This window comes from Gammaproteobacteria bacterium (assembly GCA_033720895.1).
GTDB lineage: Bacteria > Pseudomonadota > Gammaproteobacteria > Natronospirales > JAJUFS01 > JAWWBS01.
On record JAWWBS010000001.1, the window covers coordinates 66,974 to 79,681 of the forward strand.

Consider the following 12,708-nt stretch of genomic DNA (forward strand, 5'->3'; position numbering starts at 1 on the left):
ACCCTATCTCCTGTTACACTGAACACGTTTCTCGGGGGTGATTTGGCTTCGACGCGGATCACGAAACCTGAGGTGCATGCCGAGCTCGTGGATAAGCTCGTAAAACCATCTGCAAAATTGATAGTTGCCAACGACGACAACTACGCTCTAGCGGCCTAAACCCCGCTAGCGGTCGACCGGTTCGGGCCTGAACGGCTGGATCGACTGTAATCTAACCAGGCTAGTCACAAAGGTTGCTCTCGCCGGCGTGGCGAAACTCCAATCGAGAGATCGCCAGTCGTCTTCCTAGCCTGTCGGGTAGCGTCTGGTTAAATTAAAAGTACAGGATAAGCATGTAGAGCCGAGGGCGGACTATCCGCGGACGCGGGTTCGAGTCCCGCCACCTCCACCATACCGAAGAAAAAGGGCCACCCAACGGGTGGCCTTTTTCTTTGGAGAGGACGTCGCCGACTCAAAAGCCGCGTCCATGAGCAAGCCGGGTTCGACCAGCGCCGCAGCCATTGGCAAGGCGCGCCGGACCGTCGATGCTGCCGCCAGGCAGCGAGACGGGTCCCGAGCAGTGCGAAGGATTGCGAGGCAAAGCCGAGCAACATTCCCGCCACCGTTCCTTCCATTAGCCATTGGCTATCACGCGCGTTCAAAGATTCAATTTCCCTAAAACCCCGGCCGGGTCTACGCTGAACAGGCATATAACAAGCTTTTATAAACGCGTTTATAACCTCAACTCCATGTTTTTAAAGGTTTTAATCTGAAACGGCAGGTTTGCGGATGCGTTTTTGTACAAGTTTGTAGAAATGAAACGGATCTGGACTATTGTTTAGAAACGTTCTCGAACTTTCACGAGCCAATCGCCCGCCTTGCCCCAAGGGCCCACAAGGGCCAAACGGGGCCAGAAGGATCCATCGGAGGAATCCAAACATGAGCAAGTCCATCAACAAGCTCGTCAAGCCGCTGCTGCTGGTGTTCGTCGCCGGGTTGTACACCCTGGTTGTCACGAACCCGGCAATGGCTGCCATCGGCGAGCCGAAGACCAACCAGTTCTGGTGGCCGGAGAAACTGAACCTCGCCCCGCTCCGTGACCATGACGCCTCGTCCAACCCCTACGGCCCCAATTTCGATTACGCCGCTGCCTTCGCGAAGGTCGACCTCGAGGCGTTGAAGAAGGACCTGCGCGAGGTCATGACCGACTCGCAGCCGTGGTGGCCTGCAGACTGGGGACATTACGGCCCCTTCTTCATCCGCATGGCCTGGCACAGTGCCGGTACCTATCGCGTGGCTGACGGCCGCGGCGGTGCTGGTGGTGGCCAGCAGCGTTTCGAGCCGCTGAACAGCTGGCCGGACAATGCCAACCTGGACAAGGCGCGTCGCCTGCTCTGGCCGATCAAGCAGAAGTACGGCAAGAACGTCTCCTGGGCCGACCTGATGATCCTGGCAGGCACCGTGGCCATGGAAGACATGGGCTTCAAGACCTTCGGCTTTGCCGGTGGTCGCGAGGACGATTTCGAGCCGGACCTGGTCTACTGGGGCCCGGAAAACGTCTGGCTGGGTCGCGATCGTGCCGGCGCCGACGGCAAGACACAGCGCCCGCTGGGTGCCTCGCAGATGGGCCTGATCTACGTGAACCCGGAAGGCCCCGGCGGCAATCCGGACCCGAAGGCTTCGGCGGAGCAGATTCGCCTGACCTTCGGTCGCATGGCGATGAACGATGAAGAGACGGTCGCCCTGGTCGCCGGCGGTCACACCTTCGGCAAGATGCACGGTGGTCGCGATGCCAAGGGCTGTGTCGGCCCCGAGCCGGCTGCCGCGCCGACAGAAAACCAGGACCTCGGCTGGAAGAACAGCTGTGGCAAGGGCAATGCCGAGGACACCATTACCAGTGGCCTGGAAGGCGCCTGGACGCAGACCCCGACCCGCTGGTCGATGCTGTACCTGGCCAACCTCCTGAACCACGAATGGGAGATGACCAAGAGCCCGGCCGGCGCCACGCAATGGGTGGCCAAGAACGGTGCGCTGGACAACTCGGTGCCTGATGCCCATGTCGAAGGCAAGATGAATGCTCCGGTGATGACCACCGCCGACCTGGCGCTGAAAGCCGATCCGGCCTACCTGGAAATCTCCAAGCGCTTCCTGGCGAACCCGAAGGAATTCGAGGATGCCTTCGCGCGCGCCTGGTTCAAGCTGACGCATCGTGACATGGGCCCGCAGGCCCGCTACGTCGGACCCGGCGTGCCGGACGAGGACCTGCTCTGGCAGGATCCGCTGCCGGAAGCCGATTACGGCATGATCGATGCCGGTGATGCCGATGACATCAAGGAAATGATCCTTGAGACCGGCCTGAGCGTTCCGGAACTGGTCCGCACCGCCTGGGCGTCGGCTGCGAGCTACCGCGGTACCGACATGCGCGGTGGCGCCAACGGTGCTCGCGTCAGCCTTGAGCCGCAGGTCAACTGGGCCGTCAACAACCCGGAAGAGCTGAAGCGCGTCCTGGCCGAACTGAAGAAGGTGCAGGCCGAGTTCAATGACGACAAGTGGGGCAACACCCGCGTGTCGCTGGCCGATGTCATCGTGCTGGGCGGCGCTGCCGCCATCGAGAAGGCCGCGAAGGATGCCGGCTACTCGGTGAAGGTGCCGTTCGCACCGGGTCGGGTTGACGCCCTGCAGGAGCAGACCGATGTCGAATCCTTCAATGCCCTGGAGCCGAAGGCCGATGGTTTCCGCAATTACTACAGCGCGGAAAGCTATCACTCGCCAACGGCTGCACTGGTGGATCGCGCCGACCTGCTGACGCTGACCGTGCCGGAAATGACGGTGCTGGTGGGTGGCATGCGTGCCCTGAATGCCAATACCGGCGGTTCGCAGCACGGCGTGTTCACCGACACCCCGGGACAGCTGACCAACGACTTCTTCGTGAACCTGCTCGACATGGACACCATGTGGAAGAAGTCCGCGTCGGAAGATGGCATCTACATCGGTGTTGATCGCGCCAGTGGCGAGCAGCAGTACACCGCCACGCCGGTCGACCTGATCTTTGGTTCGCACTCCGAGCTGCGTGCCATTGCCGAGGTCTATGCCTCCGATGATGCCGATCGCAAGTTCGTCAACGACTTCGTGAAAGCGTGGGCGAAAGTGATGCAGAACGATCGCTTCGATCTCTGATCGCACGAGTCCTTGCAACAGGAAGGCCCGCGGGAAACCGCGGGCTTTTTTGCATCATCAACGTAACTATTTGTTTTTATTTGTCTTTTTTGTTACATTCAAGCCATCTCGCCGCCGCACATGGTCATGTGCGCAACGCTTCGAACAACCGGAGGTAAATGATGAAGATCCTTATGGTTCTCACCTCGCATGACGCCCTTGGCAGTACCGGCAACAAGACCGGTTTCTGGCTGGAAGAGTTCGCCGCGCCCTATTACGTCTTCAAGGACGCCGGCGCCGAGATCACCCTCGCCTCCCCGCTGGGCGGCCAGCCGCCAGTGGACCCGAACAGCGACGTCGACGATGCGCACACCGATGCGACGCGTCGCTTCGAGGAAGACGACGCCGCCAGGGAAGCGCTGGCAAACACGCACAAGCTGGGTGACATCGATGCCAGCAAGTTCGATGCCATCTTCTATCCAGGGGGCCATGGCCCGCTGTGGGACCTGTCGGAAGACCAGCACTCCATCCAGCTCATCAGTGCCTTTGCCGAAGCCGACAAGCCTGTCGGCGCCGTCTGCCACGGCCCCGCGGTATTCAAGAACACCAAGGCTGTCGTGCATGGCAAGAAGGTAACCGGCTTCAAGAACAGCGAAGAGCAGGCGGCCGGCCTGGAAGACGTGGTGCCGTTTTCGGTCGAAGACATGCTCAAGGACAACGGTGGTCACTACGAGAGTGGTGATGACTGGGCATCGCACGTGGTAACCGATGGCAAGCTCGTGACAGGCCAGAACCCGGCCTCGTCGGAGGCCGCAGCCAGGGCGTTGCTCGATGCCCTGACCTGAGCTGGCACAGACAGTACGTAACGCAATGAAAAACGCCCCGGCAAGCCGGGGCGTTCTCGTTACGGCTGTTGCAAGGCTGTCGTCATTCGACGGCCCGCAGGGCGTTGACGCGGCCCATGCCGTGGGCGTCGTCATTGCCGGCCTTGCCAAGGTCATCGGCGCTCTGGCGCAATGCCTTTTCAACGGCCTGCGGATCCATCGATCCACCGTTCTTGCCAATGATCAGCGCAGCGACACCGGAAGCATGCGGAGCCGCCATGCTGGTACCGGCCGACCAGCTCCAGCCACCGGAGATGGTGCTGAACACCATGTCCATGGCCCAGCAATACTGGTAGACCACGACCGCACAGACATCGTTGCCCGGGTAGATGTAATCACCGCCCGGCGCCGAGAAGTCGATCGAGGACTGGCCGTAATTGGAGTAGGAAGCCAGCTTGTCGAGATCGGCATTGACCGGATCCAGCGCCCAACCCGTCGGGCCGGTGGCCGAGATCGACAGTACGCCGTTCACTTCTGCCGGGAACTTCTTCAGCGAACTGTCGTGATCGAGATCACGTGCATCATTGCCCGCCGAAGCGATCACGGTGGCACCCATGTCGCGCGCGTACTTCACACCGCGTGCAAACACCGAGAAGAAATCGGCACAGGCCGAAGCGTTGCCGACGTTGCCCGGCACATTAACGCCACAGTTGCGCGGAATGCTGGCACCAAGGCTCATGTTGATCACATCAGCACCCACCTGGGCCGAGTAGACGATACCGTTGAGGATGGCGCTGAAAGAGCCACCGCCGCTGTACTCGGACAGGACCTTCACCGCAATGATCTCCGCATCGGGTGCGACGCCGATGATGCCAAAGCCGTTATCCGCAGCAGCGATCGTGCCGGCTACGTGCGTGCCATGGTTGAAGAAGGTACCGGGACGCACGTTCCAGCCTTCGCCCGGGATGAACGAAGCACTGAGTGCCGCATTCAGGTTGGGCGCGATATCCGGATGCTCGGCATCGATACCGCTGTCCAGCACGGCCACGCGCACGCCAGCACCACGATGTCCTGCTGCCCAGGCATCGGTTGCCGAGATGGCGGTATGCCCCCACTGCAGGTCGAAAAAGAAGTCATCATCACCGGTGAACGGCGGCGAAGCCGCTTCCGGAGCCGCAAAATCGATGTTCACTTCCGACTTGAGCGGCTCGCGATATTCGATCATCACGTCTTCCATCACGGCATCGATGCCGGCAATGCCATCGAATGCAGAAGCATCGTCGGCATCGACGACCAGCACGTTGATGACACTGAGGTCGGATGTGACAACACCGCCAGCAGCTTCGATATCGGCCAGCAGCCGATCCGAATTGCCCTTGATGCTGACGATGAAACTTCCGGCGAAGGCCGGCATGGACGCAACAGAGAACATGGCCGCGAACGCGACCAGCAAGGTTTTACGCATTGGATCCCCCCAATTTGGAATCGATTGTCCGAGTCATCTGGCGTGCTGCCCTGGCCCGACCCCCCGGTCGCGCGCAGGGAAAGGGTGTGACTCGCCACCCTGCTTCCGCTGCCATTTCAAAACGCCCCCGGAGTAAAGCAGAAGCGATGTTGTACATGCAAGCTGTACAGGACCATTCGTTGAACTGCTGCAAATTTTCGTCGAACTGCTGCATCTTTGCTCAACACGACGGGAATCCTGGCCGGGAAAACGGCAAGCGACATCTGCCAGCGCGCTGCTAAGCTTCATGAACACACCGCTGCCGGATCGAAACATGCGTACAAAACTCGGGGAACTGGCAAATATTGCCGAAATCGTAAGCGCAGCCGCACTGATCATTTCACTGATATATGTCGGCATCCAGGTCAATGACAGCGCGTCCGCCATTCGCGCATCGGCGATGCATGATGCCAACACCGCCGTGCAGGACTGGTACATGGAGGTTGGCTCGGATCGGCAGACCAGCGAGGTCGTGTATCGCGCCCTGGTCAGCGAAGAACCGCTGGAACGCACCGAGGAATTCCAGTTCATGATGATGATGCACAGCTTCTTCCTCAGCATGCAGAACAGCTACCTGCTGGCGAAGGAAGGCACGCTGGATCCCGAGCTGCGTCGCGCCTTCAACAACGCCGTCAGGGGCATCAACTCGCTTCCCGGCCTGCAGCGCTACTGGCAACAGCGCCGCAGCTACCTGCATGGCGACTTTGTCGCCTGGGTGGAAAAGGCAGCCAATGATTTTCGTGGCCAGGACGAACCCATCGAGCTCTATCGACTCGAGGATGAAGACCGGGACGCAGTCGACCTGCCGCCCACCGGCAACTGACGGACAGCCGCAGGCGGTATGAAAAAGGGGTGGCAGGTGCCACCCCTTTTTCATTTCAATCAACGCTGGCCATCAGCCACGCCGCACGCGCCGCACGAACCAGCTCACGAACAGCATGAACACCGCAAAGCCGACCAGCTGTACCATCCAGTCGGGTCCGAGCCAGCCGGTACCGATGCCGTCCGGCTTCCTGTTCTGGATGAACGCGACGGCAGCGATACCTACACCCAGCAGGCCTTCGCCACCGACGAAGCCGGAGCCCAGCAGCACGCCACGATCACGACGATCCACGGCCTCTTCTTCGTTCTTCGCCTTGCGCTCGAGCCACAGCTTCAGCATGCCGCCAAGGAACAGCGGTGTCATGGTCGACACCGGAAGGTATACGCCCACGGCAAAAGGCAGGGACGGAATGCGCAACAGTTCGCAGGCGATGGCGATGCCGACACCGATGGCAACGAGGCCCCAGGGCAAGGACTGGTCGAGCACGCCATCGATGACCAGCTTCATCAGCGTGGCTTGCGGTGCTGGCAGTTCTTCGCCACCGAAACCGAACGTTTCTGCCAGCAGCAACACCGACAGGCAGACGAAGGTCGCCGAAGTGAGTACGCCGACGAGCTCGCCGATCTGCTGGCGACGCGGCGTTGCGCCCAGCAAGTAACCTGTCTTGAGGTCCTGTGAGGTGTCGCCTGCAATGGACGCGGCAATGGCGACCACGCAACCGACAGTCAATGCTGCCGCCTTGCCGGTGATATCGGTCCAGCCCATCACCAGGAAGACGCCCGCGGTGCCGAGCAGGGACGCAATGGTCATGCCTGAAGTCGGATTCGACGTCACGCCAACCAGGCCGACGATGCGCGATGCCACGGTCACGAAGAAGAACGCGAAAATGACCACGCAGATGGCAGCAATGGCACGGAAGCCGATCGCGTCGATCTGACCGAAGGCGTTCGGAATCAATGCAAGAGCGGCAATGATCAGGAAGATGCCGATGCCGACCACCTTCAAGGGCAGGTCATTCGAGGTGCGGGACACCTTGTCGTCCGCATGCGCGACGCGTTCTTTCAACTGCTCGGCGCCGATGCTGAAACTTTCCAGCATGACCGGGATGCTGCGCGCCAGGGTGATGATGCCCGCAGCGGCCACGGCACCCGCGCCGATGTAGCGCACGTAGCGCGTCCACAGCTGCGAGGGCGACATGTCGCGAATCAGCATCTCTGTTTCCGGGAACAGCGGCACCGCTCGCGCATCACCCCAGTAGGCAATCGCGGGAATGATGATGAGTGACGACAGCAAGCCACCACCCACCATTACCGTTGCGATGCGCGGCCCGAGAATGTAACCCACGCCAAACAATGCAGCGGACAGGTCCATGCCGACCGCGCCCTTCTTGAGGAAGGGAATGTTGACGTGCACGTCACCTGGAATGACCTTGATCCAGGAGGTCAGCGTCTTGAACAGCATGCCCGCGCCGATGCCGATGAACACGTTCTTGGCGTTGCTGCCGCCCACCTCGTTCGCCACCAGCACGTGTGCGCAGGCGGTGCCTTCAGGATACGGCAGGTGGCCGTGCTCGCGCTCGATCAGGAAGCGCCGCAAAGGAATCATGAACAGGATGCCGATCAGGCCACCCGACATCGCGAGGATGGTCATTTGCAGCAAGCCTGGCGTCAGCCCCCACAGGAACAGGGCCGGCAAGGTGAAAATGACACCGGACGCCACCGAGCTGGAGGCCGAGCCGATGGTCTGCGACAGGTTGGCCTCGAGGATGTTCGAGGAGTGGCCGAATCGGCGCAGCGCCTGGAAAGCAGCGACTGTCATTACCGCAACCGGAATCGAAGTCGAGATCGTCAGGCCGGCGCGCAGGCCAAGGTAGGCATTGGCGGCACCAAACAGGATTCCGAACAGGATCCCGAAAAACAGTGACTTGATGGTAAATTCCTGCGGCGATTCGATGGCAGGAACGTATGGGGCGTAGGTTTCACCGTCCTTCAGCGGCCGATGAGCGTTTTCCGCCAATCCCTTGCGTGTTGTCACGATTTTCTCTCCGACATCTGCGATGCCAGAAGACTACCCCAGCAGCGGGAACGAGAAAACTCTCAACTCCAGAAGCGGAAAGCGACCGGTTCCTTGAACTTGGTCAGCATTTCGCGCCCATTGAGAATGAACAGGCGCGCACCCCTGCTGAACTGGAAGACGCGATAGAGATAGAAGTTCTCCGGGTGAGATTCGGCCAGCTCTATTTCCCGCTGCAGCAAGGTGAAAGGAAAATACGGTCCGTAATTCGTGGTCTTGACGCAGATGAGCCGGTCGCTGCCATCATCGTTGAACGACAGGATGTCGTAACCGAAGGACTCGCCAAACGTCTGGGTCTGCCACATCACACCCTTCGCCTTGTCCTTGAGCCCGAGCTCGCGCAGGCGCGCGCGTTCAAAGGCCAGCACAAAGCGCTCGCCGGCCGACGAAAGCTGGGTAGCGCGATGTTCGCGCAAGCGGAAATCGACATCGGCCACGGCGGCTGGCTGCCAGCCTTCGAGCTTACGTGGCCTGAAACCACTTGCCTCCGGTACTTTCTTCCATCGCAGCTTCGGCTCGTCGAGTTCGACGGGCACCGACTTGCCGGCGTCCTCGGGATCCAGCCACAAGGCTTCGACGATCTCAGGATTCTCCTCGATGAATATGTGCACTGCCTTTTCGATTTTCGGGGACGGTGCTTTTTGCGGCGGGAAGGCATCGGCAAAGGGCAGGCCCGCCTCTGCCAGCACGGCACTGATATCCTGCTGCAGGGCATCGATGGCGGACTCGTCGTTCAAGCCGGTTTCCTTGGAGATGCGATTGCGATGGTCGGCCTTGCTGTATAGCTCGCCTTGCAACTCGGCATCCAGCATGACGAAATAGTTCTCGACCAGGATGCGATTGCGCTCGTCCTCCGAAATCGGTTCGGGCTCGGGCTCCACCGGTTCCGGCTTCTTCTTGTCGCGCATTTTCATGCGCGCCAGCCGTGCTTCGCGATCCGCCTTGAGCTTCTCGCGCTCCGCATCGGTAACGCCTGCCGGCGTTGCAGCGGGTTGTGCCTTGCTCTTCACGGCGGGCGCTTCTTCCGGCGGTGGCTGTGTCTTCTCGGATTTCGCCCTGGCTTCGGTGGCCTTGGGGCGGGCCGCCATGTCCGTCGAGTAGCCGAACTTGGGGATCTGCTTGAACCAGACATTCTCGAGCTGCGTGGCGACATCCTCGGGAATCTTCACGCCGGATTCGCGGATATCCCAGACAAACTTGCCCAGCAGTCCGCCTTTCAACAACGGTCGTGGCACGACCACTTCGGTGGATCCGTTGACCAGCTCCGTGAACTTGATGTCGATGACAAGCGTCGGCCGCCCGCGATTGGCATCCTGCACATCCGGGTTGGTCGCTTCGTAGGAACCACGCGTGACCACGCCGCGTGCAAACAGGCCACGCGGTTCGCGCCCCTGGCGAAGGAAGTAAACGACATCACCATTGAAAATGCGACGCGCCGAACCGCACGACCAGGTGCGCTCGATCGGAGCACCCCGCTTCGCTTGGTCAGATTGATCCTTGATGCTGCGCCAGTCCCACTTGGTCGGGTCCCAGCTAACCAGGTACGTCGCCATCGTTTCCTTCCATCCTTGTCAAAGTGTGACAAGGATAGGACAAGTCGCCTGCTTCAAGTACAAATAGAGTCACGTTTTCGCGATTTCTGTCAGCTTCGCAAGGTGTTTATACTGTGGTGATGCGACATATTGTCAATTTGCGACCGCTTCTCGCGCTCACCTGCACCCTGTTGCTGATTGCAGGCTGCAGCAAGGGCCTGCAGTGGTCCGACCGGGAAATCAGCAATGGCCAGCGACTGCTCGACGCCATCGAAGCCACCAATGCGGCCGGAAGCCTGCTCTCGGACCCGAACCCGGACAACGTCGACAAGGCGTTGACCGAACTTCGCCGTGCCCATATCGCCGCGGCCCAGGTCGATGATCAGGTACTCGACAAGCTGCATCCGGGGCTGCAACCACGACTGAGATTGAACTTCCAGCGTGCGCTGGGGCGCATGATCCAGGCCGTCGAAACGAACGACAGCCGGGCGCTCAACAAGTCCGCCGACACCATCCAGGACTTCATTGCCTGGTACCGGGCCAACGAACAGGATTTCCGCTGGTGGGATGGTCCGCGCCGTCGGCGCTGACGGCGAGATTTTAGCCATCAATTGACCTGACTGCGCCCCGCCGATAGCATCGTTGAAAAACCGCCAGCAGCCGGGTCTGCCTGGATGCCAGCACACCTTTATATACAGGGCAGGAATCATCATGAGTCTTCGTATCCAGTTCGAACTCAGCGAACGCGATCTCAAGCATTTCAAGAAAATTGCCAGCAGTGCGAAACAGCTGGCCAAGGATGCCGGCGAGGAAGAAATCATCGAGGCAGCGGAAGGTCTTCTCCAGGAAGTCGAAGATGCCAAGACACCGGATTTCATTCATGACCGCCTCATGCAGCTCAAGTACATGATCGAGATGCTGCAGGACGAGGGCTGGGGCCTGGGCGGAGCCGATCGCGACCGCGTGCTGTCGGCACTGGCCTACTTCTGCGATCCGGAAGATCTCATTCCGGACTCCACCCCGGGTTTCGGCTTCCTCGATGACGCCATCATGGTCGAATTGATGGTGCGCGAGCTGAAGCATGAAATCGAAGCCTATGCCGATTTCTGCAACTACCGCAGCCGCGAGGAAAAGCGTACCGGCAAGTCCGGCATGGCGCGTGCCGACTGGCTGGATGGCAAGCGCAAGGAACTGCATTCGCGCATGCGTCGTCGTCGCAAGAGCGAGCGCGGCGGGGGCGGCGTACGCTTCAAGCTGCTGTAAAGCCGATTCGCTTGCCTGACGCCGGATGCCACAGGTGTCCGGCGTTGCCTTACCTGAAAACGACAGAACAGCCAGTGGAGCACCCATGACCGAGGCCACCCATCGCGAGCCGTCCATGCTGGACGCGCTGATACCCGTGATCGCGCTGATCGCGCTGTTGGCCAGCTCGGTCTACCTGTACGGTGCCGATTCCAGCTACGGCGCCAACCAGATCGCCCTGCTGCTGGGTGCCGGCATCGCGGCCATCATCGGCATCAAGAACGGCATCACCTGGAAAACCATCGAAGAAGGCATCGTGCACGGCATTTCGGTCTCGCTGGGGGCGGTGCTGATCCTGCTGGCCGTGGGCTCCCTGATCGGTACCTGGATGCTGTCCGGCACCGTGCCGACCCTGATTTACTATGGCCTGAACTGGCTGAACCCCAGCATCTTCTATCCCAGCACCCTGGTCATCTGCGCCCTGGTCGGACTGTCCATCGGCAGCTCCTGGACCGTGGCCGGCACCCTCGGTATTGCGCTGATCGGTGTTGCAAGCGCCATGGGCCTGTCGCCGGCCATTACCGCCGGCGCCATCATTTCCGGCGCCTACTTCGGCGACAAGATGTCGCCGTTGTCAGACACCACCAACCTGTCACCTGCCGTCGCCGGCAGCGAGCTGTTCAATCACATCCGCCACATGATGTGGACGACGGTGCCCAGCATGCTGATCGCCCTCGTGCTGTTCACCATGGTCGGGCTCTCGGAATCGGTCGGTGTTGCCGATGCCGAATTTTCCAACATGACCGAGGTCCTGCAGGCAAACTTCAATCTCGGCATTCACATGCTGATACCGCTGTTTCTCGTGATCTACATGGCTTTCCGGAAGATGCCGGCGTTCCCGACCATGATGATCGGCGCGCTGGTGGGTGGCCTGTTCGCAGCAGCCTTCCAGGCGGACGAGGTCATTCGCACGGCAGCACGCGAGGATCTCGCTACCGGCATGGCCCTGCTGTCCGGCGTGTGGACCGCCTTGTTCGCCGGCTTTTCCTCCGACACCGGCAACGCCGCCGTCGATGCCCTGCTCAGCCGCGGTGGCATGGAAAGCATGCTGAACACCATCTGGCTGGTGCTCTGTGCCATGACCTTCGGCGCCGTGCTGGAAACCACCGGCATCCTGAAGAAGCTGTTGAATGCCGCGCTGACCATGGTTCACGGCACCGGCTCGCTGATCCTCACGACGCTGCTGACCAGCTTTGGTTGCAACCTGATCGCGGCCGACCAGTACATCGCCATCGTGCTGCCTGGCCGCCTCTACCGTCTCGAGTTCCGTCGCCGCGGACTGACTCCGGTAAACCTGTCACGGGCGCTTGAAGACGCCGGCACGATCACCTCGCCCCTGATTCCCTGGAACACCTGTGGCGCCTACATGGCCGGCACGCTGGGCGTACCGACCCTGGTCTACCTGCCTTACTGCTTCTTCAACATCGTCAATCCGCTGCTCGCCGGCGCCTACGCCTGGATGAACTTCAAGGTAGAGCGCATCGAAAACGAATCGCCACAAGGCGCCTGACGCGC

General features: G+C 60.6%; 9 protein-coding genes and 1 other RNA gene. 7 read left to right on the plus strand and 3 right to left on the minus strand.

Features of this window, described 5'->3' with window-relative positions:
* Nucleotides 1–33: 33 nt before the first annotated feature.
* The 3 genes from ssrA (at nt 34) to R3217_00340 (ending at nt 3,980) form a co-directional block, all read left to right on the plus strand.
* Nucleotides 34–391, plus strand: a transfer-messenger RNA (tmRNA) gene (gene ssrA, locus R3217_00330).
* A 614-nt stretch (nt 392–1,005) separates the two neighbouring features.
* Nucleotides 1,006–3,156, plus strand: a complete 2,151-nt coding sequence (gene katG, locus R3217_00335) for a catalase/peroxidase HPI (protein MDX1453882.1) — start codon at nt 1,006–1,008, stop codon at nt 3,154–3,156.
* Nucleotides 3,157–3,317: 161 nt separating this feature from the next.
* Nucleotides 3,318–3,980 (plus strand): type 1 glutamine amidotransferase domain-containing protein, encoded by a 663-nt coding sequence (locus R3217_00340; GenBank protein ID MDX1453883.1) that lies wholly within the window; start codon nt 3,318–3,320, stop codon nt 3,978–3,980.
* 82 nt (nt 3,981–4,062) lie between these two features.
* Here the strand turns inward: R3217_00340 and R3217_00345 are convergent, their stop codons facing one another.
* Entirely contained in the window at nt 4,063–5,424 is a 1,362-nt protein-coding gene (locus tag R3217_00345) for a S8 family serine peptidase (GenBank protein ID MDX1453884.1), read from the minus strand.
* 313 nt (nt 5,425–5,737) lie between these two features.
* On the opposite strand from R3217_00345, the gene R3217_00350 reads away from it, so the two are divergent.
* Nucleotides 5,738–6,286 carry a hypothetical protein gene (locus R3217_00350; protein MDX1453885.1) on the plus strand — a complete coding sequence of 183 codons (549 nt, stop codon included), beginning with the start codon at nt 5,738–5,740 and terminating at the stop codon, nt 6,284–6,286.
* A 72-nt stretch (nt 6,287–6,358) separates the two neighbouring features.
* On the opposite strand, the gene R3217_00355 is transcribed toward R3217_00350, so the two are convergent.
* Both R3217_00355 and R3217_00360 read right to left on the minus strand, forming a co-directional pair.
* A complete protein-coding gene (locus R3217_00355) occupies nt 6,359–8,320 on the minus strand; it encodes an oligopeptide transporter, OPT family (protein ID MDX1453886.1) in 1,962 nt (653 codons plus the stop codon).
* Between the two features lie 62 nt (nt 8,321–8,382).
* Nucleotides 8,383–9,912 carry a DUF3883 domain-containing protein gene (locus R3217_00360; GenBank protein ID MDX1453887.1) on the minus strand — a complete coding sequence of 510 codons (1,530 nt, stop codon included), beginning with the start codon at nt 9,910–9,912 and terminating at the stop codon, nt 8,383–8,385.
* Between the two features lie 116 nt (nt 9,913–10,028).
* On the opposite strand from R3217_00360, the gene R3217_00365 reads away from it, so the two are divergent.
* From R3217_00365 to nhaC, 3 genes are all read left to right on the plus strand, one after another.
* Nucleotides 10,029–10,481: a hypothetical protein gene (locus tag R3217_00365; protein MDX1453888.1), complete on the plus strand. Its 453-nt coding sequence runs from the start codon at nt 10,029–10,031 to the stop codon at nt 10,479–10,481.
* Between the two features lie 121 nt (nt 10,482–10,602).
* Nucleotides 10,603–11,154: a YkvA family protein gene (locus R3217_00370; protein MDX1453889.1), complete on the plus strand. Its 552-nt coding sequence runs from the start codon at nt 10,603–10,605 to the stop codon at nt 11,152–11,154.
* A gap of 85 nt (nt 11,155–11,239) precedes the next feature.
* Nucleotides 11,240–12,703, plus strand: a complete 1,464-nt coding sequence (gene nhaC / locus R3217_00375; protein MDX1453890.1) for a Na+/H+ antiporter NhaC — start codon at nt 11,240–11,242, stop codon at nt 12,701–12,703.
* Nucleotides 12,704–12,708: the final 5 nt, after the last annotated feature.

What these genes read in the sequence shown, in the direction of transcription:
- katG (MDX1453882.1), top strand. Translation starts at nt 1,006, where the DNA reads ATGGCTGCCATCGGCGAGCCGAAGACCAACCAGTTCTGGTGGCCGGAG.
- R3217_00340 (MDX1453883.1), top strand. Translation starts at nt 3,318, where the DNA reads ATGAAGATCCTTATGGTTCTCACCTCGCATGACGCCCTTGGCAGTACC.
- R3217_00345 (MDX1453884.1), bottom strand. Translation starts at nt 5,424, where the DNA reads ATGCGTAAAACCTTGCTGGTCGCGTTCGCGGCCATGTTCTCTGTTGCG.
- R3217_00350 (MDX1453885.1), top strand. Translation starts at nt 5,738, where the DNA reads ATGCGTACAAAACTCGGGGAACTGGCAAATATTGCCGAAATCGTAAGC.
- R3217_00360 (MDX1453887.1), bottom strand. Translation starts at nt 9,912, where the DNA reads ATGGCGACGTACCTGGTTAGCTGGGACCCGACCAAGTGGGACTGGCGC.
- R3217_00370 (MDX1453889.1), top strand. Translation starts at nt 10,603, where the DNA reads ATGAGTCTTCGTATCCAGTTCGAACTCAGCGAACGCGATCTCAAGCAT.
- nhaC (MDX1453890.1), top strand. Translation starts at nt 11,240, where the DNA reads ATGACCGAGGCCACCCATCGCGAGCCGTCCATGCTGGACGCGCTGATA.